The sequence below is a fragment of the Parasedimentitalea psychrophila genome, from assembly GCF_030285785.1.
Taxonomy (GTDB): Bacteria; Pseudomonadota; Alphaproteobacteria; order Rhodobacterales; family Rhodobacteraceae; genus Parasedimentitalea; species Parasedimentitalea psychrophila.
Genome location: NZ_CP127247.1, coordinates 2,276,904 through 2,302,605, shown reverse-complemented (window position 1 = coordinate 2,302,605; position 25,702 = coordinate 2,276,904). Strand labels below are relative to the sequence as shown.

The window sequence follows — 25,702 nt, the reverse complement described above, 5'->3', positions numbered from 1 at the left end:
ATTCAAATCATTCAGGGCAACGCAACAGCGGCTCTGCCGCGGAAGCCTGCCTGCACTGTGTCGCCAATATTGAAGTGATCAGCCCGTTCGAAATTCGTGACAGACGCGATGAGAGGCTCTCCCAAACCGTTGATTTTCAGAAAATAGTGGATTGTTTCGCCATAAAAGGCCTTGTCAATAACCGTTGCCTGGGTCGTCGCATCTGCGTTTAGCAACCCATTCCGCCCGAGGTGAACACGTTCCGGGCGCAGACCAACTGTGATCAGCGCATCGACGGCATCCGTCACACCGTGGGCATCTATCCGTATGGGTCCGAAATTTTCGACATTCACTGATAGGCTGACGTCATCGCGGCCTGTGATCTTCCCATTCAAAAAATTCATTCCGCCAATAAAATTGGCAACCGTCTTATTGATGGGCTTCTGATAAAGTTCTTGCGGTTCAGCAACCTGCGCGAGCTTTCCGTTAAACATAACGCCGCACCGGTCAGAAATTGTCATCGCTTCATGCTGGTCATGTGTGACCATCAAAAAGGTGATCCCGACAGCACGCTGCAACTGGCGCAGTTCCATCTGCATTTGCTCGCGCAGCTTTTTGTCCAGCGCCGACATCGGTTCGTCCAAAAGCAAAACCTTGGGTTCCAAAACCAAGGCCCGCGCCAAGGCCACCCGCTGCCGTTGGCCGCCTGACAATTCGTTCACTGCCCGTTTTCCCAACCCGGCGAGACCGACCTTTTCAAGCATTTCACCGGCTTTGGCCATTTTCTGAGCTTTGCTCAGACCCAATTTTGCCAGGCCAAAGGCAATATTTTCTGCGATATTCAGATGCGGGAAAATCGCATAACTTTGAAAGACCATATTGGTTGGACGATGGTTGGCTTCCACATTTTTCATGGAAGCACCATAAATTTCTACGTCGCCTGAGGTAGGCTTTTCGAAACCGGCAATCATTCTAAGCAGCGTGGATTTTCCACAGCCGGAAGGGCCAAGCAGAGAAAAGAATTCCCCTTCCTTTAGCGCCAAGTTCACATTTTGAACTGCTTGAAAGGACCCAAAAGACTTGCTGACATTGCAAATATCAACTGCGGTGGTTTTCTGCATGGTTCTGTCTTTCCTTTAAGTCTTGGTCTGCAGGCGCACGCTGCGACGCCGGAAATATTCTGCAAGGGCGAGAAACAGCAGCGACACGACAATCAGCACCGAGCCAAGGGCGAGAACGATAGGCAGCTTTGCGGGGAACCTGACTTGGCTCCAGATATAGACGGGCAGCGTTGGCCGGTTGCCCGACAGAAAAAAGGCCAGAATGAACTCGTCAAACGACACGGTAAACGACACCAGCATGCTGGAAATAATTCCCGGTGACACAACCGGAATGGTCACGCGGCGCAGAGCGCCCCATGTGCTTTCTCCCAAATCAATCGCGGCCTCTTCCAGAGAGTCGTCGAATTGACCAAAGGCCGATGTCATGATCGATACGCAAAATGGTATCGTCAGCAGCGTATGCCCCAGAATGACGGTGTACAAAGACGGATCAACGCCGATCCCCAGAAACAGGATCAGAAGAGAAATCGCGATGATGATCTCTGGCATAACCAGCGGGGCCATCACGATCCCATACGAAAGGTTTTTGAATGGGTATTTGTATTTGACTACAGCACGTGAGGCCAGCGTTCCCAGCGAAGTTGCCAAGGCTGCAGATATCAAGGCAACAAAGAGACTGTTGCCGAGGGCCTTAAGCAAAGCGGATTGTTCCGACAGCTGCGCGTACCACTTGGTCGTGAAACCGGACAGCGGAAAGGACAGGATCTGTGAGTCGTTGAAGGAGAATACAGGCAGCAGCAAAACAGGCAGATATAGGAATATTAGATAGGCAACCGCATAGACCGGCAGATACCGCCCAATATTGCTGAGAATACGCGTTCCGATGTTCATTTCAGAACCCTTTCCAACACTTTAAGGAGCGCCACATAAAAAACTGCCGCGATGGTCACACAGACCACTGCACTCAGCGCCAGTGCAGCCCCCAGAGGCCAGTTATTTGCCTTGCCGAACTGAACCTGGATCATGTTCGCAACCATTGCCCCATCGGACCCGCCGACAAGCGCCGGGGTTACATAGTCACCTACGGTAGGGATAAAGATGATCATGCTTGCCCCGATCACCCCAGGCATGGACAAAGGCAGAGTCACCCTGAGAAATGTGCGCAATGGCCCTTCGCCCAGATCTTTGGCTGCCTCAAGAAAGCTGCGATCAATCTTATTCAGCGCTACAAAAATCGGCAGTATCGCAAACGGTGCCCAAGCATGGGTGAGCGTCAGGACCACCGCATTTGAATTGTAAAGCAACGACGAGATCGGTTCATCAATGACCCCCAGCCCCAACAGTGTGGAATTCAGCACCCCGTTCTGACCCAGGATAATTTTCCACGAAAATACGCGCAGCAAGTAGCTTGTCCAAAAAGGGATCGTGACCAGAAACAACCACATGGCTTTGCGTTCTTTCACATTGAACGCAATGAAATAGGCAACGGGATAGGCGAGGAGAACGGTATAGATTGTGACCAATGTCGCAATTTTTACCGATCGGAATATCAAAGTCCGATATAGTGGGTCCTCGAAAATTTCGATATAGTTGGCGAGAGTAAACGTACGCCGGACGTCGACAAAATCCTGAATCCAGAAACTATATGCGATCGTCAAGGCCGTAGGCGCTGCGATAAGCAAAATCACGTAGAGCGTTGCGGGCGATACCAGCAAAAGCCCTGTCTTTGCCTGTTTATTCAATTTCATTTTCTCCTCCCTGGATATGATGAGTTAGGGTCTTTCCACTCCATCAAGGGTAGAGATTGCGCCATATAGATCGGGGCGGCGGTCACGAAACACACCCCAGTAGCGGCGATTTTCAGCGATTTCATCCAGATCAAAAGTCGCGGTGATAACTGCGCCGTCCTCGTTTCTTGCATCCGCAACCCTTTGCCCGAATTGATTGGCGATAAAGGAACCGCCAAAGAATTCCAACTTCAGGTTTTCGTCTTCAGTTGCGACCTCGGTCCCGACCCGATTGCTGGCAACCACCGGCACAAGATTGGCACCCGCATGGCCCTGCATGACGGTCTGCCAATGCGATATACAGTTGGCATCAGGTCTCCATGGCTCTGATCCTATGGCCGTGGGGAACAGCAGAATCTCGGCCCCCTTCAACACCAGACAACGGGCGGTTTCCGGAAACCACTGATCCCAGCAGATCCCGCAGCCAATCCGCCCAAACGCGGTCTCCCAGACCTGAAAACCCGTGTCACCAGGCGAAAAGAATTGCTTTTCCTGATAGGCGACATCATTGGGGATGTGGCTTTTTCGGTAGGTGCCCAAGATGGTTCCGTCTGCGTCAATCATGGCTAGGGAGTTGAAGAACGATTGTCCGGCGCGCTCAAAAAACGAGATCGGCAGAACAACACCTAACTCGCTTGCAATATTGGAAAAATGCCGTATCGCTGGGTTTTCGGAGGCCGTCGTTGCAAGGTCGAAATGTTTGTGGGCCTGTTCTATACAGAAGTAGGGCGTTTCAAACAGTTCCTGAATCAGGATGACATTGGCACCTTTGGCCGCGGCTTTGCGCACCAGGGCCTCAGCCTTGGCGATATTGTCATTTTTGTCCCAACTACAACTCATTTGGGTCGCGGCAAGAGTAACCTTACGCATCAGAGAGGGCCCCTTTTGGTTGCTGTTGTGTGATGCAATGAATGTTGCCTCCCGCGTCAGCGACGGTCGGTGTCATCACACCCACGACCCGACGATCCGGGAACAGATTTTGCAAAACTCCGATTGCGGCGGCATCTGTCTCGTCCATTCCATATTGCGGCACCACAACACCGCCATTGACGATGTAGAAATTGATGTAGGACAGCATCCTGCGCGATCCGTCTGGATTGCGGCTGACGGGTGGGGCGACAATCTTGTGAACAGTCAGCGGGCGGCCATCTGCATCGGTTTCCTGCTCAAGAATGGTCAGGTTATTTAGGAGGTTGTCATAATCAGGATCGTCAAAGTCTTCGCTGATTTGCACAACGACATGACCGGGTGACGTGAAGGCTGCGACCACATCCACATGCCCGTTTGTGCTGTCCCCTTCCAGGGTGCGTTCCAGCCAGATGATTTTGCGGGCCCCAAGCCGGGCTTTCAGCTCCGCTTCGAATTCTTCGGAAGTTGGCCCCCCATCGCGGGTCCGGTGTTCGAAACACTGACGTGTGGTCAATACCGTGCCCGCGTCATCGATACTTAGGGCGCCACCTTCGAAGACCATGTCACTGCCAAACCGGCGCACACCGGCAGCTCTAAGGATACGTTCGGCAATAGCCGCATCGTTGTTTGCAGGATGCAGCCCACCCCATCCATCAAACGTCCAGTCGATCCCGGCAACAGAACCATCTTCACCAGTTACAAATGTCGGCCCCGTATCTCGCAACCAGCTGTCATCCAAAGGAAGCTCCAGCAATGTTAGATTAGGGAGATCGCGCAGTTGCTCTACCCCGTCGCCAGCATTGGGATCGTAAACCATAGTCACGGGCTCAAACTTTGCAATCTCACGGGCGACCGCGGCATGCTCTGAACGGCCTGCCGCCAGAGTGTCACCATAGACAGGCTCTGACAAAGGCCAGGCCATCCAGGTACGCGCGTGTGGCAGCCATTCCGCAGGCATACGAAAATCGGCTGAGAAGGACGCGCTCATGCGCTCCAAAGCCCTTTTACCGCCAGATCTTCGGTGGTCAGTTTGATGCCTTTTTCCATGATGTCGAACATCTGATTGATCTGACTAACATTGATGATCAAGGGCGGTGAAAACACGCACATGTTGATAATCGGCCGCAGGATAAGGCCCAGTTCCTGACAATGATGATCAATCCGGGCGCCTACGGTTTTGTCCAGATCCAGAGAATCCTCAGAATTGCTGTCCACCACACATTCAACGCAGCCAACCAAGCCCATGCCGCGAGTATCGCCGACAATGGGAAAATCACCCAGTGCCGTCAGTCGCTCCTGAAACAGAGGAGACACTTCGCGCACGTGCTCAAGAATGCCCTCGCGTTCAAAAATCTCGATGTTCTTCAGGGCGGCAATGGCTGAAACCGGGTGACCGGAATAGGTGTAACCATTTGAAAATGTGGCTCCCTGTGATTTCTCGCCCGAGACGCTGTCGATCAGCGCATCTGAGATAATACAGGCCCCCATCGGAACATAACCTGAGGTCAACCCTTTGGCTGTGGTAATGATGTCAGGTACGATATCGAACACATCTTCGGATGCAAACCAATGGCCTAAACGCCCCCAACCGGTCACAACTTCGTCCGAGATATAGAGAACATCGTACTTGCGGCAGATATCAAGACACCGCTTGTGATAGCCTTTGGGCGGAACAATCACCCCGCCTGATGCCAGAATTGGCTCCGCAATAAATGCGGCGACTTTGTCAGCGCCAATTTCCAGAATAGCGTTTTCCAGATCGGCAACTTTCTCGTCAAGAAAGGCTTGGAGGCTCATACCCTCGGGGCGGATATACGGATTCACATTGGGCAGAAAATAGGACATGCCCTGCGCCTGATCCAACCAGCCCTTGTCCCGCTCTTTCCCACTAACGCTGGCCGCGAGGAAAGTTGACCCGTGATAGGCCTTCTGTCGAGAGATCACGATTTTCTTTTCAGGTCGTCCCAAAATATTGTTACGGAAATGAACAAATCGGATTGCTGTATCCACAGCGGTCGACCCGCCAGTTGTGAAAAACACGTGGTTCAGATCGCCGGGCGTTCGTTTCGCAATTTCATGCGCCAGCCGTGCCGGTACCGAATTGGCATTATTGAAGGGCGAAAAATAGGCCATATCACGCGCCTGAGTGGCCATCGCGTCCGCAATTTCACCATTGCCATACCCAATCTGAACGCACCACATGCCAGCCGGACCATCAATCAGGCGCTTGCCAGCCTCAGTGGTCACATAAATTCCGTCCGCGGTCTCCGTAAAGGTCCGCTCATTCTGACCTATATGTTCCATCCCTTCCCAAGGATGGACAAAGTTCTCGTTGTCCCAAACGCGGATTTCATCAAAGTCTGAATTTCTGAGTGTCATAAGCGGCTCCAAGGTCTGCATTGGAAATGTATGAACGTTCATTCATTGTCAAGCTTGAACTTTTGCACGCCACTGTGTAACCGTTTTCCTAATGATTCAGTTGGAAAGACAAGATGACCAAGACTGACGTCCCTCAAAACGCCAGAGACAAAAAGAAGAGCGCTCATCGGGGGCAACTTCTGGATGCCGCAGCGGAAGCCATTTTTCAACACGGGGTGCGCGGCGCAACCATCAAGAACATTCAGCAGATTTCCGGTCTATCGAATGGCATGATTAACTTGCACTTCAAATCAAAGGATAACCTGCTCTTCGCCGTGGCTGAAGAACTGTACAATTCATATGAGGCAAACTGGCAAAACGCATTCGCGTCCGAGGACGAAAGTCCGATCTCCAGGCTCCGCGCTATCATTTCCGCTGATTTTGCCAAGGGAGTGTTGAACAAGCGCAATATGGCCATTTGGTTTGCCTTTCGCGCAGAGGTGAATTCTCATCCAGAATATCGTGCCCTGGTCGATTCCAGAAACAAGCCGTTTCGAGATTCACTGATCAAGATTTGCGAAGAGATCATTGAGGAAGGGCAGTATCAAAATGCTGATGCGATTCTGGCTGCGAATGCGTTCGTTGCTCTCCTTGAAGGTATGTGGACGGATTTTCACTTGAACCCCGACCAATTTGATCGTCAAAAAGCAGTCGACGCTTGCATGTACATTGCCAGCGGCCTGTTCCCAAAACACTTTTAAGCCAGCATTCTCTACGCAACTTGATGATTTCCCCTCTTATCTGTCTGCATTCTCTGGCTGGTCTGTTGCGCCAGTCGGCCTTCAGCCAGTGGACCGGATACGAGTGAAGCGGTCCTGCTTTTCAGGACAGGTTTTCGGCTTGTTTAAGATGCATCAGCTTTCTGTTCATGCTGCTTTTTGTGTTTCTACTTTGCCGAAGTATGCTTTGTCCGGCGTGCGCTTATCAAAAGCGGTATATGGCCGCTCGGAAGTGTAGAACCGCAATCTTTCTACCAGGCGTCCTTCGCGCTCAGCCCTGGGCAACGCTTCGATCAGCCCAGCTAAGGTCGCGCGGTAAACGCTCTTGCCCGCTTTGACGCAGGCCACGCCAAGCGCTGTCACCCTCCTCTCGGACCTGCCAACAGGCCCTGCCGGGCAGTGAATGGCTTTTGCCGGTGCCAGGCGGATCCAGGAAGTGAACGGTTTCCGCGCGCCTGACAAAATCCAGCTGCGCCAAAACCATGATACGGCTTCTGTCCAAAAACGGTTGGAACGAGAAGTCGAAGGTTTCAATCGTTTTGATCCTTGCCCAACAGGTGATCGAACAGCATTCAATGAGAGGGAGGCAGCAGCTTGGCGGTCATCAGTGCCATGGACACACGGCGGGTTTCGCGGTTGGTAAATTCCTCGGACAACAGCGCATCAATCGCCTCATGGTGAGCGACCCCCCGAAATTCGGACACTGGCGTAGGCTGCAATTTGTAGACTGCTGGTCTTCAATACGAAGGAGATCAGATATGTCGAAACGGAAGCAACTTCACCCAGAGTTTAAGGCCAAGGTCGCGCTGTAAGCGCTGAAAGGCGAGGAGGCGGTCAGCGAGCTGGCCAGCCGGTTCGGTGTTCAGCCAACGATGATCCATCAGTGGAAACGGGCTTTGCTGGAAGGCGCTTCAGGCCTGTTTGAGCGCGGTGGCCGAAAAACCCCGGAAATTGATGAAGAGCAGGTAAAAGCTGAGACCGAGATGAACCTCGGTCTGATGCGGATGATCGACAAGCCGTTGTTGGAGACCCCGTTTTATGGTGTTCGCCAGCCTGTCGGGACATTGCTGCGCAGGTGCCCTGTCGGTCGGCGGATGACAGGGCACCTGCGGAATGAAGAAAACCTGATCAATGAGAAACGGATCAGACGTTTGATGCGGCTGCTGGGCCTCATGCCGATCGACCAAAAGCCGAACAGCCGTTGCCCGGCAACACATGCTTGCATGTGCGAGAGGGGGCAAGGCCGCAAAGAGCCATAAGATTTTTCCCTACTTGCAGCGTGGCCTGCGGGTGGGTCGGCCCAATCAAGTTTGGTGTGCCGACATCACCTATCTACCCCCTCTCATGCATATAAACATGCACTGCCGGGCAGTGGATGGACGGCAAAGGCCGGTTCCTCGGCAACATCTTGGTAGAACGGCTCTGGCGGTCTCCTGAATACGAATGCGTCTATCTGCATGCCTGGGAGAGCGGATCCGAAGCGAAGGCGGGCGTCAGAAAATGGATCGTTTTCTACACTCACAAGCGCCCACACTCAGCCCTTGGCGGCCCACCACCGTGGTTTACTGGCAGAGAATTGAAACAACCAACCCCGACCATCAGGTGCAGAGAGTAGCTTAATTTCCGCCAAAATCTGTCCAACTATTGGGGAGTAGCTTAGTTGCACAAATGGGGTTGAGGCCAGACTTCCCCTTAGCCTGGACGGATTCATGCTACTGCAACAGTTTCGAGCATGCAAAGCGCTGTAAAGCCGTTGAGGATCGCGGCCCGGATTTTTAATCTCCGCAACCTGCCGGTCGAAGTCTCTCGCAGATAGGCGCTGGCCGAGCAATTTCACACCATGCATTCGCTGCCCGGCAGGCGCATCCGCAGGATGCTGCCGAGAGCGGGCCTTGATGCCGGTACTGTCCGTTGCCCGGCAGGCGGCTGTGCCGTCGACAGGGCAACGGTTATAGTTCGACCAGTTCGTGGTTTTGGAAGTTGTTGGTGACCAGTTGCTCATGACCGCCAAATACCACGCTGGATTCACGAGATGAATCCTCTCAACTGATTTGTGCAACAAAGCCGATAAACTCTAGAAATCGACTTCGATTGCCACGCCTTTTTCAATAGCCAGGTCAACGACACTTGCCGCGACGGCTAAATCTTGCAGACCAACACCGGTGCCATCAAACAGCGTGATTTCGTCGGCAGAGGTGCGACCGGAATGGGTGCCATTGATCACGGCGCCAAGCTGGTTCACATCGCTTTCTTTGATCAAGCCTTCACCCACGGCATGCTGCGCCTCGCCGATGCTGATGGACTGGGCAACCTCGTCCGTAAACACCGTAGCGCGGGCCAAAAGGGCGGACTCGACCTCTTGCTTGCCTTTGGTATCAGTGCCCATGCAGGCAATATGCGTGCCCGCTGAAACATGCTCGGACAGCAAAGACGGTGCAAAGGCCGAGGTGATCGAGATAATCACATCCGCGTCGTGACCCAGTTGATCCAGCTCAACTGCCTCAAACGGCAGGCCGGCCTCGTTTGCAACTTTTTCAATATTCGGAAGCATCTCAGGGTGGAAGTTCCAGCCGATGACTTTCTCGAATTCCCGCTGCTCAAGTGCGGCACGCAGCTGGAACGTTGCCTGGTGTCCTGCGCCGATCATACCGATGACCTTGGCGTCTTTGCGGGCCAGATGCTTGATCGAAACGGAGGATGCGGCGGCTGTCCGCAATGCGGTCAGAAGGTTGCCGCCGACCATTGCTTTGACGCGACCAGTGTCAGGATCAAACAAAAAGACAGTCGACTGGTGATTGATCAACTGATGCTTTTCCATGTTATTTGGCCAATAGCCGCCGGCCTTCAGGCCAAGCGCCATGCCCGCCTGATCGAACCCGCCCTTAAAGCCATACAGCGCATCCTCGTGGCCAATGGCTTCGCGGATGACTGCGAAGTTATAGGCATCTTGTGATGCCATGGCTGCAAAGACACCTTCGACTGCGTCAAAGGCTGCTTTGCGGGTCATAAGATCTGGGATTTCACGCTCTGGAACGATGATCATGTGAAGTGCTTTCCAAAAATAAGAAGGAGGTCGGCACCGCCGACCTCAGGCTGGGCCAGGAAGAAGTGGCCTCAGAATGCTTTTCCGCGCGCCGAGACGGGCCAAAGTGTTTCGACTTTGCCGTTGCGGACACCGACATACCAATCGTGCACGTTGCAGGTCGGGTCACAGTGACCGGGAACCAACTTTAGCTTGTCATTCACCTTCAGGACACCGTCCGGGTCGGCGACGACCCCGTGTTCGTCAGAACATTTCAGGTATTCAACATCGACACGGCCAAAAACAGTTGGCAACCCGCTGTCGACAGATTGTGCCTTCAGGCCAGCGTCCACGATGGCTTTGTCGGCTTTCGCGTGGCTCATCACGGTCGTCAGGATGAACAGCGCGTTCTCCCATTCGCCGTCATCGATACGCTTGCCATCCTTATCAAGGATACGGCCATAATCCGCGTCCATAAAGGCATAAGACCCGCACTGAAGCTCATTATATACGTTCGAGCTGCTCTCAAAGTAATATGAGCCTGTGCCGCCGCCGCCAACAATATCACAGTCCAGGCCTTGGGCTTTCAGACCGGTGACTGCGTCGCCAACCTGTTCGATCGCCGCGTTCAGCTTTTCTTCGCGATCCGTGTACAGATCCATGTGTTGCATCGCGCCTTGGTAGGCTTGGATGCCAGCAAATTTCAGGCCGTCCGCTGCGTCGATCAGTTTTGCAATGTTCACCACGTCTTGCGTCGTGTTCACACCGCAACGACCGGCACCACAATCGATCTCGACCAGCGCCTCGATTTGCGTGCCGTGTCTAACGGCGGCCTCTGACAGGGCTTTGACGTTTTCAGGATCATCAACACAGACCAAAATGCGCGCGCCCAACTTGGGCATGCGGGCCAACCGGTCGATCTTAACCGGGTCAGTGACTTGGTTCGACACCATCACATCTTTGATGCCACCGCGCGCGAAGACTTCCGCCTCGGAGACCTTCTGGCAGCACACACCAACGGCAGCGCCCATATCTTGCTGCAGCTTCAGCACGTCCACCGATTTGTGCATTTTGCCGTGGGCGCGGTGACGCATGCCATGTGCTTTTGCGTAGTCGCCCATTTTCCTGACATTGCGCTCCAGCGCGTCCAGATCAAGAATCAGGCAAGGTGTTTGGATGTCAGCCTCGTCCATGCCAGGCAGGGCGGGAACGTCAAAACCTACCTCGAGGTCGTTGAGATTTACATGCGAGTTCATAGCTTATGCTCCCTTTAGTTGAGCCATGGCAGAAGGTCGAGATCGACATTCCCACCAGTGATGATGACGCCGACCCGCTTACCCGCGAACCGATCTTTATTTTTGAGGATGGTGGCAAGAGGCACAGCGGAGCTGGCTTCCATAACGATTTTCATCCGTATCCATGTCAGCTTCATCGCGGCGATGATTTCGTCTTCGCTTGCGGTCAGAATGTCGGTGACGTGGTTGGACACAAAGTGCCAAGTCAGATCTTTGAGCGGAACCTTCAGCCCATCGGCAACCGTCACCGGCGCATCATCTGCGATGATGTGGCCGGCTTTGAAGCTGCGATATGCATCGTCGGCCTGCTCGGGCTCGGCCGCGATAACCTGTGTTTCAGGCGCAAGGGTCGACAGGGTCAAACAGGTGCCCGATATCATGCCACCGCCGCCGATGGGGGCGACAACCATGTCTAAGCCGTCTGTCTGCTCGATCAGTTCGCGCGAACATGTGCCTTGGCCTGCAATGACGCGGGGGTCATTATACGGGTGCACGAAATTGCCGCCGGTTTTGGCGTGGACCTGAGCGAACACCTCTTCGCGGCTAGACGTGGATGGCTCACATTCAGTGATTATCCCGCCATAGCCTTTGACAGCGTCCTTTTTTGCCTGCGGCGCCGTGCGTGGCATGACCACGTTGCACGGGATGCCACGACGACCGGCCGCGTAACTCAAAGACAAAGCATGGTTACCGGAGCTGTGGGTGCAGACGCCTTTCTTAGCCTCTTCATCCGACAGCCCGAAGACCGCGTTGGACGCGCCGCGCACCTTGAAGGCCGCCGCCTTCTGAAAGTTCTCACACTTGAAGAACAACTGCGCGCCGGTCAGCTCGTTCAGAAAGGACGAGGTCAACACAGGGGTGCGATGAATGTAAGGTTTTACCCGCTCATGGGCGGCCATCATGTCATCAAAGGTTGGAATATACATAAGTTACGGTTCCTTCTGTGGTGCCGTGTCTTATTGCGCGACTGCGGGGTTGTTACGGTAATAGTCTTGAGCAGCAGCAACGCCAGAGCCCAGCTTCACATCCAGACCCAGATCAACCATGCACATCTCGGCAGTGGCCAAACCGCTGAGCATCATGACGTCTGTCAGGCTGCCCAAGTGACCGATACGGAACACTTTGCCCGCAACCTCGCCAAGCCCGACCCCAAAGGCCACGTCGTATTTTTCAGCTGCAAGAGTCACAATGTCCGTGGCGTTGAACCCTTCTGGTGTGCAGATCGCGCTGACCGTGTCAGAATAGAGATCAGGGGAAGTTGCGCAAAGCTTTAGTCCCCACGCCGAGACAGCTGCCCGAACACCTTCCGCGATGCGGTGATGGCGTGCAAATACAGTCTCTAGCCCCTCGTCGAGCAGCATGTCCAAAGACAGCTTCAGCCCGTTCATCAAGCCAACTGGTGGCGTGTAAGGGAATGCGTTGGCGTCATAGCCTTTTTGCATGTCGCCAATGTCAAAGAAGGTTGTTGGCAGATCCGAGTGCGCAGTGGCCGCGATTGCCTTGCTGGAAAAGCCGATGATGGCCAGGCCTGCTGGCAACATAAAACCCTTTTGCGAGCCGGTGATGGCGATATCGACGCCCCACTCGTCAAAACGGAAATCCATCGAGGCGATGGAGCTGACACCATCAACATATAACATGGCGGGGTGGCCGGCTGCATCCAGCGCCTTGCGGACGGCTGCGATGTCGGATTTTACACCGGTCGCGGTCTCGTTATGGGTGGCCAACACGGCTTTAATGTCGTGGTTTGTGTCGGCCTTTAGGATTTCCGCGTAACGGTCCGTCGGGATGCCCTCGCCCCAAGGGGTTTCAACAATTTGGACATCTAGGCCGTGGCGCTGACACATGTCGATCCACCGGTGCGAGAACATGCCATTGCGCGCAGCCAGCACTTTGTCGCCCTTGCTAAGGGTATTGGACAATGCAGTTTCCCAGCCGCCAGTGCCGGTCGATGGGAAGATGAAAATCTTGGCGTCTGCCGACTTTAGAACCTGCCGGATGCCATCCAAACAAGGGTGCAAGATTTTGCCAAAGGTTGGCGAACGGTGGTCAATGGTCGGCATATAGCAGGCTTGACGGACCGCCTCGGGCATATTGGTGGGGCCAGGAATGAAAACTGGGTTCTGGAAGCTCACGGTCGTCTCCTATTACTCGTTACCGCCACAGTACATTTCCGGATCCGGCAGTGATATTTTTTTGAAAAAGTTTTTCAAAAGCTGGCAGTGTCAAATAATGTACTATTGTTATAGGCTTGCATTTTTCATATGATGAAAAAGTCTTTCACATAGAATAGGACTAATTTTGTGGATTCCCAAGATAATGAACACCGACCCACACGGAAATCCCGTGGTCGACCACGGGATTGGCACGACAAGACCGCTCAAAACACGATCAAATCTCTGGATCGCGCAATGGAGGTGTTTGAGTTTCTGAGTGACACGCAGGGCAAGTCCTTATCCACACTTGCAAGTGACCTTAGCCAATCTCCGGCCACCGTTTATCGCATACTGGTAACTCTGGAGGGGCGGGGGTTGGTTGAATTTGATAAGGTTGATCAGGTCTGGAATATAGGGGCGCGCGCGTTTGTGATAGGATCCCGCTTTCTGCGTCGCACCAGCCTTGTGGAACGCGCCCGCCCATTCCTGAGGGCGCTGATGGAAGAAACCGGTGAAACCGCCAATATCGGTATAGAGCAAAACGGCCATGTTCTGTTTGTCAGCCAAGTCGAGACTCGTGCTAGTATCCGCGCCTTTTTTCCGCCTGGTACGCTGTCACGGCTTCACGCGTCTGGCATCGGCAAAGCACTATTGGCGGAAATGGACATGCAACGCTTTGAACAGTTTCTAGCCCGCGCACCGCTTGAAAGTTTCACCGAGTTCACATTGACCGAAAGGGACGCGTTGTTAGAGGATCTTCAAGTCACCCGGCAACGGGGCTATGCCCTTGACGGCGAAGAGCGCAACTTGGGCATGCGATGTATCGCGGCGCCAGTCTTTGATATCCATGGTGAGGCCGTCGCGGGTATTTCTGTGTCCGGGCCAACCTCACGAGTTGGGTTGGACCAGGTTTCCAAGTTGGGTCAGTCTGTCTTGGCCGCAGCAGGCGAATTGTCTGCTGCCATAGGCGGTAAGTCTAAGCAACAGACGCCCTGAAACCGGGTTGACGTCTGGGTAACATCGGCAGCCAGCTCAATCGCTGGCTGTGTGCTGACTAGCCTACAGCCTGATTGTCCGACGCGCGGCCACCGATTTCCGCCACCCAACGCAGGCCTTCCTCGCATGCCTTCCTCGCATGCCTGACCCCAGGTATTGTGTTCGCGGCATAGGTCCGGTTGCTCGGGATTGCTGAGCAGACCATATAGGGTCGAGAGCAATGCATCACGTGTTTCGATCACTGCGCCACCGATGCAGATTTTCATATTGATTCTGATCTGGCCTAGCTCGATGGGTTCTGGCGCATTCGCCACGGCTGGCAGCACCGAAGCCGTTGGCGTTTTTGAATGCTGCTCAATCATGGTATCAAAACAGCGATCCATTTCAGCCTTGGCCCGGTCGCTTATCTCAATAATATTTGGGTCAAAGCTGGCATTCATCGCACCACAAATCAAGGCATGAGCCCAGGCGAAAAGCTGGGTCTCGCTGATCTGTCCAACCCCCAAGACAAGCCGTAGATAGGTTTCGGACAAGGGTATGCCGCGAACAGAGAACTCACGCGGGTGCCATCTGGCAGCCTGGCCTCATTCCCGAGTCCTGACACTTGCCTGAGTACACACATCCCTTCAAGGTGACAATTTCATTATTAAAATCAATCGGATGTACGAAATATAATAAAAAATTTGATATTTAATATTTTTTGTCTACCTTGGAGAAACTGGTTGTTGAAAAGGAAAGACTGATGTCCCATCGCTGGAAGCTTGGATTGCTGACGCCATCTTCAAACACAATCATGGAGCCTCAGGCAGCTAATGTGGTGGCAGATCTATCTGACGTCTCAGTGCATTTTGCCCGCTTTGGAGTGACCGAAATCTCACTGAGTGAATCCGCACTGGGACAGTTCCAATTCGCCCCGCAACTGCAGGCAGCAGAACTTCTTGCGGATGCAAAATCTGATGTAATCGCCTGGGGCGGAACATCTGGGGGTTGGGTCGGAATTGACAACGATCACGAGCTTTGCCGATTGATCACAGAGCGCACAGGCACGCCGGCTACAACATCGACGCTGGCTTTGCTGGAGGCGTTCAAGGCGTTGGGGGTGAGCAAATATGCATTGGTGACTCCGTATTTGTCAGACGTGCAGTCCGCCATCGAGACGAACTTCGCAGCCCAGGGGTTTCAGTGCGTTTCGGAACGCCACCTGGAAGACAAGGGCAATTACTCGTTCTCGGAGTACGACGAAGCGACCATTGAAAGGATGGTGCGCGAGGTTGCGCAGGACAAACCCGAAGCCATTGCCATCTATTGCACCAATTTCAACGGAACACGGATCGCCCCCCTGCTCGAGGAGGAGCTGGGGATACCGGTCTTGGACAGCGTCTCATTCACGATTTGGCACGCCATGCTTTTGGCTGGGTGCGACGCAAGCCGGGTTCGGGGCTGGGGGTGTCTGTTTCAGGAAACTCTGTAACTGGCATCTCTCGCTCGGATCAACCGGTGGTGTTGTGCACATTTACAACCCGCCGGTCTTTTAAGCTACCATAGTGGAGGAATACATGAGAAAAACATTAACATTGGCCGCAGCGGCCGCGTTGACGGTAAGCGCTAGCTTTACCATGGCGCAGACATATGAGTTCAAGGCGATCGGGCAACCCGTCGCCACCGGACTGATCCAGAAAAACGTGGAACAGCCGTTCTTTGAGAATTTTGCAGAACGGACCGGTATTGACGCGACGATGGATTACAAGCCCCTCGACGTCACAGGCATCAAAGACACCGAAGAGCTGCGTATTCTGAAATCACGTCTTGTGGACATCGTATCGCTGCGGCTGTCGCAGGTGTCACGGGACGAGCCGACCATTCTGGGTCTGGACCTGGTTGGTCTGAACCCCGACTACGCCACCGGCCGGATTACCTCTGCCGCCTACAGGGATAAGGTGGACGCGCAGCTTCAGGCCAAATTCAACACCAAGCTTCTGGGTGTGTGGCCGTTTGGTCCACAGGTGCTGTTCTGCGAGCCTGAAATTGGCCAGCTGAGCGACCTGAAGGGTAAGAAGGTGCGGGTTTATGACCAAAACCTAGCCAACTTCGTATCGTCAGTCGGGGGCACCCCGGTTCCCATCGGTTTCCCCGACGTGCACCAGTCGCTCGCCCGCGGTGTGGTTGATTGCGCCATCACCGGACCCAGTTCGGCAAACTCGGCCGGTTGGCCCGAAGTGACCAACTATATGCTGCCGGTCGCATTCCAGCTGGCGATGAATGGCTACGGGATGAACCTGGATGCCTTCAATTCGATGACCCCCGAGGACCAGAAAAAGCTGGAAGCTGGTTTTGACGCCTTGGTCGACGAAATCTGGACCTATTCGGAAGAACTGTTTGACGATGCGGTGCGCTGCAACGTCGGTGCCCAACCCTGTGAGACCGGTAAGTCCTATGACCTGAAACTGGTTCCGATCACAGATAAGGATCGCGGCATCATCGGCAACGCTGTTCAGGAAATCTCGTTCCCGACCTGGGCTGAAATCTGCGATGCGCAGAATTCAGAATGTTCCGCAGACTGGAAAGCATCGGTCGGTGATGCGCTTAACCACTGATCCGAAATGACAACGACGGGGCCGTTTCGGCCCCGTCAACTGCATCGGTCATACAAACCTACAAGGCGAACAACGAATGCATTTTTTAGCCCATTTGGCCAGTCGGCTATTCGGCGCGTCCCTGATTGGGCTGTCGATATTTGTCTCAATCGAGACCCTCTCCCGCAAATTGTTCAACTTTTCCTTTGAAGGTGCGGACGAGTTGGGCGGCTATGTTCTGGCTGTCGGGTCAAGTCTGGCCTTTGTCGTCGCGCTGGTTGATCGCGCCCATATCAGGATCGACGTGTTCCACGCACGCTTCCCTCCCAAACTACAAGCTATCATGGATTGGCTGTCTATCGTGTCGCTCGCCACGCTGGGTGCCTTTATGATCTATGTCGGGCGGATCGTCGTGATTGACACCGTCAGCTACGGCAGCACGGCACCGACCCCCTGGGCGACACCGCTGATCTATCCGCAGGCAGTGTGGTTTGCGGCGCTGTGCCTGTTTTCATTCTGCGCCACCCTTCTTGCGGTCAAAGCCACCTATATGGTTGCCACCGGGCGTCTGGATGATCTGTCAGAACACTTCCACCCCAAGGGCACAAACGAAGAGCTCGAAGAAGAACTAGGTGATCTGAAACGCCGCTAAAGTGTTTTCGGATTAATACAAAATCTTGCCGCGAAGGCCGCAAACGAGGAAATAAGATGGGAATTGGATCTGTATTTGTAGGCTTCTTCAGCATGATGGGATTGCTGCTGATGAGCTTCCCGATCGCGGTCATTATGGTCGTGCTTGGTGTTATTGGCGGGGTGATGCTGTATGGCATGCCTTTGTTGAATTCGATGGGCCCGGTGATCTGGGGGGTTCAGAACGAGAACATCCTGACCGCCATTCCGCTGTTCATCCTGCTGGGTGAGCTTCTGCTGAGAAGCGGTATTGCCGACAGGATGTACGGAACCCTGGCCCTTTGGCTGGGCCGCCTGCCCGGTGGATTGCTGCACACCAACATTGGCTGCTGTGCACTTTTTGCCGCGACGTCCGGATCGTCTGTGGCCACAGCTGCCACGGTTGGCACCGTTGCGCTTCCGGCTTTGGATAGCCGAGGATATAGCGCTCGTCAGTCTTTGGGCTCGCTTGCGGCGGGTGGCACCTTGGGCATTCTGATCCCGCCAAGTGTGAACCTGCTGATCTATGGCTCCCTGGCCAATGTATCGATTGGGCAGCTGTTTCTCGCCGGCATCATTCCTGGGCTGACCCTGACCATCCTGTTCATGCTCTACATCGCCATTGAATCCAAATTTGGTTCCAATGCCGGACCTGCACAAAAAGAAGAGCTGGCACCGCTGGATGTACGTCTTCGTTCGCTGGTCCACCTGGTGCCGCCGATGATCATTTTCGGGGTTGTCATGGGCTCGATCTACATGGGCATCGCCACCCCCACGGAATCTGCGGCCTTGGGGGTTGTGACCGCTTTGGCCTTTGCCGCGCGCGAAGGTAAGTTGAGCCTCGAGTTTTTCGACACTTGCTTCCGCCAAACCGCCAAGACAACCGGCATGATCCTGTTGATCATCACCGCGGCCTTTATGCTGAACGTCACCTTGGCCCTGGGCGGTATCGCACAGACGATGACGGCCTGGGTCGCATCCTTTGGGCTTTCGTCGACGGGGCTCTTGCTGGTGCTGATTGTGTTCTATCTGTTCCTGGGCATGTTCATGGATGTTCTGTCGATGCAGGTCCTGACCATTCCGGTGGCTTTGCCGATCGTTGCGGCCGTCGGCGTGGATCCGATCTGGTTTGGCATTTTCATCGTGCTGATGTGCGAACTGGGGATGATCACACCACCGGTCGGCATGAACCTCTATGTTGTGCAGGGCGTCAGAAGCGATGGCGGCCCGTTCCGGGACGTGGTTCTGGGCGCCCTGCCCTATGCCCTGATCATGATCTTGTTCACAATGCTGCTGATCATGATGCCGGACATTGTGTTGTGGCTGCCAGATTCGATGAGTGGGCACTGACTATGGCACATGACTACTGGAAACTGGGGGCGGCCGGGTTATCGGCCGCCTACAGCACTGGAGCAGCAACCCCTGTTGGGGTTGTCACTGAATTGGTCACGCGCATTGAACGGCTGAACCCGCAGGTGAACGCCTATGTCAGTATTGCCGGCGATATGCTGGAACAGGCCAGAGACAGTCAAAAGCGCCTAGCAGGCGGTGCTGCCCGGTCAGCTCTGGAAGGGGTTCCGGTTGCGCTCAAGGACAATCTTTCGATGGCTGGATTGCCCGCAGCCTGGGGCGGCGCCGTGTTTTCCGAGACCCGCGAAAATGACGAACTTCCAGTGCGGCGCCTGCGCGAGGCAGGTGCCATTCTGGTAGGCAAAACCAACTGCCCGGAATTCGCGGTCGAAGGATATACGGCTAACAACACATTCGGCGTCACGCGCAACCCCTGGGATCTGACCCTGACCCCTGGCGGTTCATCGGGCGGCTCGGTGGCCGCTGTCGCTGCCGGTCTGGCACCAGTGGCATTGGGCACTGACGGAGGTGGATCCATCAGACGGCCCTGCGGCCATACGGGTCTCTATGGTCTCAAACCCACATCAGGATCAGTTCCACGCCACGGTGGGCTGCCTCAGATTCTGATGGATTTTGAAGTGGTTGGCCCGATCGCCCGGACTGTGCGGGATCTGCGGCTGTTATACTCAACGATTGCAGGGCCGGATCTGCTGGATGCAACATCCCGTGCCATTGAACCGCAGCGCAACCCAGGTGCCGCACTGAAAATCCTCTATGTTGAACAGTTCGCTGAGAACCCTTGTGATCCGCAGATCGTGGCATCGACCCGAGCGCTGGCAAATCAACTTGAGGGAATGGGTCATCAGGTCATTCGCGGCGCATTGCCGTTCAACCTGACGGCGCTGGATGCGTTTTGGGGCAAATTCGCTCAGATCGGTTTGGCCCATATCGCAGCAACTGTGCCGGACATGGCCAATCGGGCCTCGCCCCTCTATCTGGACATGGCGCGGCAGGGCGCAGACATTCCGGCGCACGCGTTGTTTGCCGCGCTTGAGGCAGTGCGCGATCTGCGTTCGGAGGTGTCGCTTGGGTTTGCTGAGTGGGACGTCATCATGACTCCGTCTGCAGCAGCACAGCCCTGGCCTGCGGGCGACGGGTTCCCGGACAAAATCGACGGCCAGTCGGTCGGGCCGCGCGGTCACGCCATCTATACCGGCTGGGTTAATGCAAGCGGGCATCCCGGCGTTACCGTGCCGGTTCGCCCGGATGCTGCAGGAATGCCTATTGGTATGCAGTTGATCGGTGACCGATTTTCTGAGGAGATGCTGCTCGACCTTGCATCTCAGATCGAGGCGGAAGGTCCAGGCTGGACCTTTCCGCTGTTCGCGTCCTGACAGATCAGAGGGGGAAGTCGATTGCGATTTCCCCCAATCCCCTGATCTCACCGCGCACTGGGGTGCCACGCTCGATGTAGGGCAATCCGTTCAGCGATCCGGTGATAACGACATGGCCGGGTTTCAAGCCGCCGCAATGGTCGCCAACCATTTCTGCCAGCGCCCGGAAGCTTTCAAAAGCATTACCCGCCGGAACAGATGCCATCCCGTCCAGAACAACCTCATCCCCGAACGACAGGTATGCGTCGACTTCAGGCTGGTCAAAGGCGGCCCAGTCACGCAATTCCTGCCCCACGACCAGGCCACCATTCAGTTGGTTGTCGGCAAGCCTTAATTGGGGTGAGCAGTCCGGATCATCTGACAGACGGGTCAGGACAATTTCAATCACCGGCACCATCGCCACACAGGCGCGCAGGTTTTCCAGATAGTTCTCGGTATTCGGAGCGGGAAGCGGCGAGAGAACTTTGAATCCGATCTCCAGCTCGATCCCTATGAGCTCATCCGGTGGCGTCTGAACAGCCACAGGAGACGAATACGTGTCTCTACTGTAAATCGGGGCCATGATGTTTGGTTGCCCTGGTTTCCTGGCCACTTTGAACCCCGCGACAGGCGCATATTTTTTCACCAGGATCGACTGAACCTGATACGCCTCCTCCCAAGTGACCTGTCCGTCTCGCTCAAATTCCGGCCCCGGCTTGACACCGCCGGCACGACCGTGATCCAGTTCTTCTGCAAGCGCATCTGCCCGGTTGAATTCACTGTTTCTCATCTGCATTTTGACCCCGTTTGCGCTGAAAAGCTGCGTCAGCAGCTGCCCTGTTTATTTTATATTTTATACGCTACAATCCCTCTGAAACAAACATGAAAGATCGGAATATCCCTCTACTTCATCAGGGGAGAAGGGAATATTTTGGCGTTGGGAGAGCCACATGAAAGATACAGCCAAACCAAGATCACGACGCAAATATGACACCCGTGGGAAACTAATCATCACCCGCGTGTCGCTGCATGAACAAGTTGTCGGTCTTGTCAGGCAAATGATAGTTACCGGGGCGCTTCCTGTTGGCGAAAAGATCAGAGTGGGCGAATTGGCACAAGAACTGGATGTCTCGCTGACACCGCTTCGCGAAGCCCTGAAAGTTCTTGCCGGGGAAAAGCTGGTTGAATTGATGCCCAACAGAGGCGCGCGCGTGGCTGCGATGACGGTCGAAGGTGTTCAGGAGCTATTCACGGTCATTGCAGGGATCGAAGCCCTGGCGGCCGAACTGGCAGCCGAGCGGATTACCGAGGAGGAAATGGCGGAGATCGAAGCCGAGCACGCCAAGATGGCTTTGCATCATCAACGCGGTGAAAGGGACGAGTACTTCGATCTGAACCGCAAAATTCACGACATGATCGTCACCTTTGCCGGAAACGAAACGCTTACTCAGATCCGGGCCCAACTGAGCATTCAGGCTGAACGCGCTCGCTTCCTGTCGGTAGTGTCGGGAACGCATCGAATGGAGGCCATGAAGGATCATGAAGACTTGATGGAAGCGTTCCACGCCCGTGACTCCAAAAAAGCGCATGACATCTGGCGGCAACATCTGATTAGCTCTGGCGAAGAAACCTGCCGCATTCTCAGATTGTGGGAAAACGAAGCTGCGGGGGACGATCAAATCCCAGGGAAATCTGAACTGAATTCCACAGGCTAAGGCTCTAGCTGCAAGATGACCGGCGCAGACCGGTCATCTATTGTGTTTCAGGAATTTTGGCTCAGGCCGCGTGGGACAGATCTAGCGACGGATTTGTTTCCGACAGATATTCCAAGGCGGCTTGGACGCCACCAGCCTGATGCGGAACTTCGGCCAGTTTCAATCCCATCTCGACCCCTGACAACGTACCTGCCAGCATTAGATCGTTGAAATCACCAAGGTGCCCGATGCGGAATACTTTGTCCGCCAAACGGCCAAGACCATTGCCCAGAGACATGTTGAGACGCGTGTGGACCACTTTGCGGAAGGCATCTGCAGAATGTCCTTGCGGCAACAAGACAGCCGTCAATGCGCCGGAGGAATGCTCGGGAACTTTGCACAGAACTTCCAGACCCCAGCCGCGCACGGCGCGACGCGTGGCTTCGGCGTGGCGCTGGTGCCGTTTGAAGACATTGTCCAACCCTTCTGCGTGCAACCGATCAAGTGCAGCCACCAATCCATAAAGCAGGTTTGTCGAAGGGGTGTAGGGAAAGAAACCGGTCGCATTGGCCGCAATCATTTCGTCCCAGCTCCAGAACGCCCGAGCCAGGCCAGCCGTACGGGACGCTTCTCTTGCCTTGGCGCTGATGGCGTTGAAGGACAGCCCAGGCGGCAGCATCAGACCCTTTTGCGAGCCACCAATGGTGACATCCACGCCCCATTCATCATGCCGGTAGTCGATGGACCCCAGTGACGAGATCGTATCCACCATCAACAAGGCGGGGTGGCCGGTGGCATCCATCACTGCGCGCAGCTTATCAATCTGCGAGGTGCAACCGGTTGAGGTTTCGTTGTGAACGACACAAACTGCCTTGATGGTATGTTCGAAATCACGCTCCAGATGATCTTCGATGGCGGCCAAATCCGCGCCGGTCCGCCAGTCGGTATCGATGACTTTAGGCACCAGCCCCAGACGTTTGGCAAGGGTTTCCCACAGCGAGGCAAAATGGCCGGTCTGGCACATCAGAACTGTGTCGCCGGGCGACAGGGTGTTCACCAGTGCAGCCTCCCAGGCGCCAGTTCCCGATGCCGGATAAATGACCACGTCCTCTTTTGTTTTGAAGATCGTCTTTATCCCGGAAAGCGCCCTCAGTCCCAGCTCTCCGAATTCCGGACTTCTGTGATCCATGGTTGGCTGATCGATCGCTCGCAGCACATCATCCGGTACATTTGACGGGCCCGGAATTTGAAGAAAATGTCGGCCAGGTTTGTGCATGTCATTGCCCTATTTCTGCATTTGTTGACTATTAATAACACGATACAGAAATAAAATATTATATCAATAAATTTCTGAACAGGGTGACACAGTGTCCAATCCATTGAACTGAACCGATTTTCCTGGCTGGCGGCTCTGTCCGTTGCCAAAAAAGCATGCACCCGCTGCCTGGCTATTGGGGCCAGGCAGCGTAGTGCGGCATCATCCCTTCACAAGGTCATCGCGAAGGGGAATTCATCAGATGAAATCGGAGATTTCGCGTGAACAATACGCGCCGTCCCCCTTGGATCCGGTCACCTCGCCATCAACCATGATCGTCTTTCCACGCAGGATAGTCCGGACCGGCCAACCGGTGATTTCCATCCCCTCATATGGGGTGTAATCTGCGCCGTGGTGCAGATCTTGCTGGCGGATTGTGGCGGTTTTTTCGCGGTCCCAAAGGACAATATCGGCATCGGCTCCGACAACTAAGGAGCCCTTGCGCGGGTACAACCCGTACAGCCGTGCCGGATTGGTCGAGGTCAGGGCGACAAACCGTTCAATGGAAATCCGGCCCTTACTGACGCCTTCTGAGAACAGAATTGGCAATCTGGTTTCGACGCCGGGTATGCCATTGGGAACCCATTTAAAGGACGTCCGGGCATTTGGATTGTCCTTGCCGGTATTGTTGGAACCTTGAAACTGGAACGGCGCGTGATCGGACGAAAAGATATCAAAGGTCCCGTCCCGCAATCCTTCCCAGATGGCATCCTGACCAGCCTGATCACGCGGCGGCGGAGAACACACGTATTTCGCGCCCTCAAAATCCATGTTCAGCCCCTGCAGGTCATCCTTGGTAAGGGCAATGTACTGCGGACAAGTTTCGGCAAAGACCTTTAGTCCGCGTTTGCGGGCCCATTGAATTTGCTCCATGGGATCACGCCCCGAAACATGTACGATCACAATGGGAATATCGGTCAGCTGGGCATGGCTGATCGCGCGATGGGTGGCTTCGCGTTCGGCAATCTCCGAATGCGCCAAGGCATGGTAATACGGTGCGGTCTTGCCACTTTCTTCAAGTTTCCGGGTCATGTGCTTGATGGCATCATGGCCCTCGGCATGCACCATGACCAAGGCTTTTTCCCGGCGCGCAACTTCGAACACTTCCAGCAGCTGGCTGTCGGTCAGCATAAGATCGTCATAGGTCATAAAGACTTTGAACGATGTGTACCCATCCTTAACCAGAGCGGGAAGCTCCTGGCCCAGAACTTGCGGTGTCGGGTCGGACACAATCAGATGAAACGACACATCCACCAGGCAGTTGCCCTCCGCCTTTTCGTGGTACTCGGTGACGCACTGACGCAGCGACCTGCCCTTTTCCTGCAACGCAAAAGGCAGGATCGTGGTATTCCCACCCGCTGCCGCAGAGCGGGTGCCGCTTTCAAAATCATCGGCCATCACGGTCCCGTCGCTGGTGGGTTGCGACAGATGAACATGCCCATCAACACCGCCCGGCAAAACCATAAGACCTGTGGCATCCACCGTTTCCAGCGCGTTTTCGATGGTCTCGGAAATCTGAACGATTTTCCCGCCACGCACGCCAATGTCAGCGATAAAGGAGTCGGATGCGGTGACAATTGTGCCGCCCCGGATTGCGAGATCAAGTGGAGTCATACTAATAGTCCAATTTGGAGGGTGGAGAGCTTTCTCCACGGGTTTCCGGCGATGCCTCGGATTGCAAAACCCGGCAGGCTTCAGCGCCTGAGTTTAAGAAATGAATGTGCCAAGCTTGACGCGCCGCTTGGGGGGACTTGTCGCGAAAAGCCGCCATGACATTCTCGTGTTCCTGCATGGCTTCCTCACGACGGTTGCCTTGCTGCAATGCATGAAACCGAACGCGCCGCGCACGAAGTTCCAGTTTAGAGCGCATATGGGTGAGGATGGGATTTCCAGCAAACTCCGCGATCAGATCGTGAATGCCATTGTTGAGCTCAAAGTAATCGTCAATGGCAGTTGCGTTGTGGCAATCGCGCATTTTGGCGTGCAGCCCCTCAAGCGAATTCAGATTGTCTCTGGACATGCGTGCCGCCGCCAGTTCAGCACCCAGACTTTCGATCTCGGCTGTAACTTCGAACAGAGCACGGGTTCCTTCGATCGTAATGGGGGCAATGCGAGTTGGTCGATTTGGGGTCAGCTCAACCAACTGCTCTTCGGCCAGGACTTTCAATGCCTCGCGCATCGGCGTCAGGGAAACATTCAACCGCTCCGCCAGTTCGGAAATGCGCAGTCGCTCGCCAGGCTCCAGCTGTCCTTTTACAATCAAATCGCGCAGGCGCAGCGCGACTTGCTCATGCAGAGCCAAACGGTGAATGGCAATCTTGCCATGCTGTAGCCCCTGAACCAGCTTTAAAGCCTTGCGTGCGGATTGTGGCATCGAGTTTCCGAT

At 54.7% G+C, this 25,702-nt stretch carries 27 protein-coding genes and 1 pseudogene; 11 read left to right on the top strand and 17 right to left on the bottom strand.

Annotated features, from left to right (window positions below):
* Positions 1–11: 11 nt before the first annotated feature.
* From QPJ95_RS11215 to QPJ95_RS11190, 6 genes are read right to left on the bottom strand one after another with little or no spacing between them, the layout of a single operon-like run.
* A complete protein-coding gene (locus QPJ95_RS11215) occupies positions 12–1,100 on the bottom strand; it encodes an ABC transporter ATP-binding protein (RefSeq protein WP_270919427.1) in 1,089 nt (362 codons plus the stop codon).
* Positions 1,101–1,115: 15 nt separating this feature from the next.
* The gene (locus QPJ95_RS11210; RefSeq protein ID WP_270919426.1) at positions 1,116–1,931 is read right to left on the bottom strand and encodes an ABC transporter permease; all 816 of its coding nucleotides are present in this window, start codon (positions 1,929–1,931) and stop codon (positions 1,116–1,118) included.
* Positions 1,928–2,788, bottom strand: a complete 861-nt coding sequence (locus tag QPJ95_RS11205) for an ABC transporter permease (protein WP_270919425.1) — start codon at positions 2,786–2,788, stop codon at positions 1,928–1,930. The genes QPJ95_RS11210 and QPJ95_RS11205 overlap by 4 nt, the downstream gene beginning before the upstream one ends.
* A 24-nt stretch (positions 2,789–2,812) precedes the next feature.
* A complete protein-coding gene (gene aguB / locus QPJ95_RS11200; RefSeq protein ID WP_270919424.1) occupies positions 2,813–3,697 on the bottom strand; it encodes an N-carbamoylputrescine amidase in 885 nt (294 codons plus the stop codon).
* Positions 3,690–4,724, bottom strand: a complete 1,035-nt coding sequence (locus QPJ95_RS11195) for an agmatine deiminase family protein (protein ID WP_270919423.1) — start codon at positions 4,722–4,724, stop codon at positions 3,690–3,692. The genes aguB and QPJ95_RS11195 overlap by 8 nt, the downstream gene beginning before the upstream one ends.
* Entirely contained in the window at positions 4,721–6,115 is a 1,395-nt protein-coding gene (locus QPJ95_RS11190; RefSeq protein ID WP_270919422.1) for an aminotransferase, read from the bottom strand. Before QPJ95_RS11190 ends, QPJ95_RS11195 begins: the two co-directional genes overlap by 4 nt.
* A 113-nt stretch (positions 6,116–6,228) precedes the next feature.
* Between QPJ95_RS11190 and QPJ95_RS11185 the strand changes: the two genes are divergently transcribed.
* Positions 6,229–6,855 (top strand): TetR family transcriptional regulator C-terminal domain-containing protein, encoded by a 627-nt coding sequence (locus tag QPJ95_RS11185; RefSeq protein ID WP_270919421.1) that lies wholly within the window; start codon positions 6,229–6,231, stop codon positions 6,853–6,855.
* Between the two features lie 289 nt (positions 6,856–7,144).
* Here QPJ95_RS11185 and QPJ95_RS11180 read toward each other — a convergent pair whose 3' ends face one another.
* Complete coding sequence (locus QPJ95_RS11180) at positions 7,145–7,357, bottom strand: hypothetical protein (protein WP_270919420.1); 213 nt, start codon at positions 7,355–7,357, stop codon at positions 7,145–7,147.
* 88 nt (positions 7,358–7,445) lie between these two features.
* Positions 7,446–7,592: a hypothetical protein gene (locus tag QPJ95_RS11175; RefSeq protein ID WP_270919419.1), complete on the bottom strand. Its 147-nt coding sequence runs from the start codon at positions 7,590–7,592 to the stop codon at positions 7,446–7,448.
* A 153-nt stretch (positions 7,593–7,745) separates the two neighbouring features.
* Between QPJ95_RS11175 and QPJ95_RS24455 the strand changes: the two genes are divergently transcribed.
* Together QPJ95_RS24455 and QPJ95_RS24450 are read left to right on the top strand one after the other, a co-directional pair.
* Entirely contained in the window at positions 7,746–8,132 is a 387-nt protein-coding gene (locus QPJ95_RS24455) for an IS3 family transposase (protein WP_449301435.1), read from the top strand.
* 116 nt (positions 8,133–8,248) lie between these two features.
* Entirely contained in the window at positions 8,249–8,488 is a 240-nt protein-coding gene (locus QPJ95_RS24450) for an integrase core domain-containing protein (RefSeq protein WP_449301434.1), read from the top strand.
* 92 nt (positions 8,489–8,580) lie between these two features.
* On the opposite strand, the pseudogene QPJ95_RS11165 reads toward QPJ95_RS24450, so the two are convergent.
* The 5 genes and pseudogenes from QPJ95_RS11165 to bhcA all read right to left on the bottom strand — a co-directional run.
* Positions 8,581–8,722 (bottom strand): annotated as a pseudogene (locus QPJ95_RS11165) (IS5/IS1182 family transposase); the annotation flags it as partial.
* Between the two features lie 225 nt (positions 8,723–8,947).
* Positions 8,948–9,916: an iminosuccinate reductase BhcD gene (bhcD, locus tag QPJ95_RS11160; RefSeq protein WP_270919418.1), complete on the bottom strand. Its 969-nt coding sequence runs from the start codon at positions 9,914–9,916 to the stop codon at positions 8,948–8,950.
* A gap of 71 nt (positions 9,917–9,987) precedes the next feature.
* Positions 9,988–11,151 (bottom strand): 3-hydroxy-D-aspartate aldolase BhcC, encoded by a 1,164-nt coding sequence (bhcC, locus tag QPJ95_RS11155; RefSeq protein ID WP_270919417.1) that lies wholly within the window; start codon positions 11,149–11,151, stop codon positions 9,988–9,990.
* Between the two features lie 14 nt (positions 11,152–11,165).
* Positions 11,166–12,116 carry a beta-hydroxyaspartate dehydratase BhcB gene (gene bhcB, locus QPJ95_RS11150; protein WP_270919416.1) on the bottom strand — a complete coding sequence of 317 codons (951 nt, stop codon included), beginning with the start codon at positions 12,114–12,116 and terminating at the stop codon, positions 11,166–11,168.
* A 30-nt stretch (positions 12,117–12,146) separates the two neighbouring features.
* A complete protein-coding gene (bhcA, locus tag QPJ95_RS11145; protein ID WP_270919415.1) occupies positions 12,147–13,325 on the bottom strand; it encodes an L-aspartate--glyoxylate aminotransferase BhcA in 1,179 nt (392 codons plus the stop codon).
* Between the two features lie 168 nt (positions 13,326–13,493).
* Here bhcA and bhcR point away from each other — a divergent pair, with 168 nt between their 5' ends.
* The 7 genes from bhcR (at position 13,494) to QPJ95_RS11110 (ending at position 20,328) form a co-directional block, all read left to right on the top strand.
* Positions 13,494–14,342 carry an HTH-type transcriptional regulator BhcR gene (gene bhcR / locus QPJ95_RS11140; RefSeq protein ID WP_270919414.1) on the top strand — a complete coding sequence of 283 codons (849 nt, stop codon included), beginning with the start codon at positions 13,494–13,496 and terminating at the stop codon, positions 14,340–14,342.
* A 347-nt stretch (positions 14,343–14,689) separates the two neighbouring features.
* Entirely contained in the window at positions 14,690–14,860 is a 171-nt protein-coding gene (locus QPJ95_RS11135) for a hypothetical protein (RefSeq protein ID WP_270919413.1), read from the top strand.
* A gap of 224 nt (positions 14,861–15,084) precedes the next feature.
* On the top strand, positions 15,085–15,813 hold the full coding sequence (locus QPJ95_RS11130; RefSeq protein ID WP_270919412.1) for a maleate cis-trans isomerase family protein: 729 nt from the start codon (positions 15,085–15,087) through the stop codon (positions 15,811–15,813).
* A gap of 85 nt (positions 15,814–15,898) precedes the next feature.
* The gene (locus tag QPJ95_RS11125) at positions 15,899–16,936 is read left to right on the top strand and encodes a TRAP transporter substrate-binding protein (protein WP_270919411.1); all 1,038 of its coding nucleotides are present in this window, start codon (positions 15,899–15,901) and stop codon (positions 16,934–16,936) included.
* A gap of 76 nt (positions 16,937–17,012) precedes the next feature.
* Positions 17,013–17,567 (top strand): TRAP transporter small permease subunit, encoded by a 555-nt coding sequence (locus QPJ95_RS11120; RefSeq protein ID WP_270919410.1) that lies wholly within the window; start codon positions 17,013–17,015, stop codon positions 17,565–17,567.
* A gap of 56 nt (positions 17,568–17,623) precedes the next feature.
* A complete protein-coding gene (locus QPJ95_RS11115; RefSeq protein ID WP_270919409.1) occupies positions 17,624–18,934 on the top strand; it encodes a TRAP transporter large permease in 1,311 nt (436 codons plus the stop codon).
* Between the two features lie 2 nt (positions 18,935–18,936).
* Complete coding sequence (locus tag QPJ95_RS11110) at positions 18,937–20,328, top strand: amidase (RefSeq protein ID WP_270919408.1); 1,392 nt, start codon at positions 18,937–18,939, stop codon at positions 20,326–20,328.
* 4 nt (positions 20,329–20,332) lie between these two features.
* Here QPJ95_RS11110 and QPJ95_RS11105 read toward each other — a convergent pair whose 3' ends face one another.
* The gene (locus QPJ95_RS11105) at positions 20,333–21,103 is read right to left on the bottom strand and encodes a 2-keto-4-pentenoate hydratase (RefSeq protein WP_270919407.1); all 771 of its coding nucleotides are present in this window, start codon (positions 21,101–21,103) and stop codon (positions 20,333–20,335) included.
* Between the two features lie 154 nt (positions 21,104–21,257).
* Between QPJ95_RS11105 and QPJ95_RS11100 the strand changes: the two genes are divergently transcribed.
* On the top strand, positions 21,258–22,022 hold the full coding sequence (locus tag QPJ95_RS11100; RefSeq protein WP_270919406.1) for a GntR family transcriptional regulator: 765 nt from the start codon (positions 21,258–21,260) through the stop codon (positions 22,020–22,022).
* Between the two features lie 61 nt (positions 22,023–22,083).
* Here the strand turns inward: QPJ95_RS11100 and QPJ95_RS11095 are convergent, their stop codons facing one another.
* The 3 genes from QPJ95_RS11095 to QPJ95_RS11085 form a co-directional block, all read right to left on the bottom strand.
* Positions 22,084–23,190 carry a pyridoxal-phosphate-dependent aminotransferase family protein gene (locus QPJ95_RS11095; protein WP_390923704.1) on the bottom strand — a complete coding sequence of 369 codons (1,107 nt, stop codon included), beginning with the start codon at positions 23,188–23,190 and terminating at the stop codon, positions 22,084–22,086.
* A gap of 324 nt (positions 23,191–23,514) precedes the next feature.
* Positions 23,515–24,930 (bottom strand): dihydropyrimidinase, encoded by a 1,416-nt coding sequence (gene hydA / locus QPJ95_RS11090; protein ID WP_270919404.1) that lies wholly within the window; start codon positions 24,928–24,930, stop codon positions 23,515–23,517.
* Between the two features lies 1 nt (position 24,931).
* Positions 24,932–25,690 (bottom strand): GntR family transcriptional regulator, encoded by a 759-nt coding sequence (locus QPJ95_RS11085; RefSeq protein WP_270919403.1) that lies wholly within the window; start codon positions 25,688–25,690, stop codon positions 24,932–24,934.
* Between the last annotated feature and the right edge of the window lie 12 nt (positions 25,691–25,702).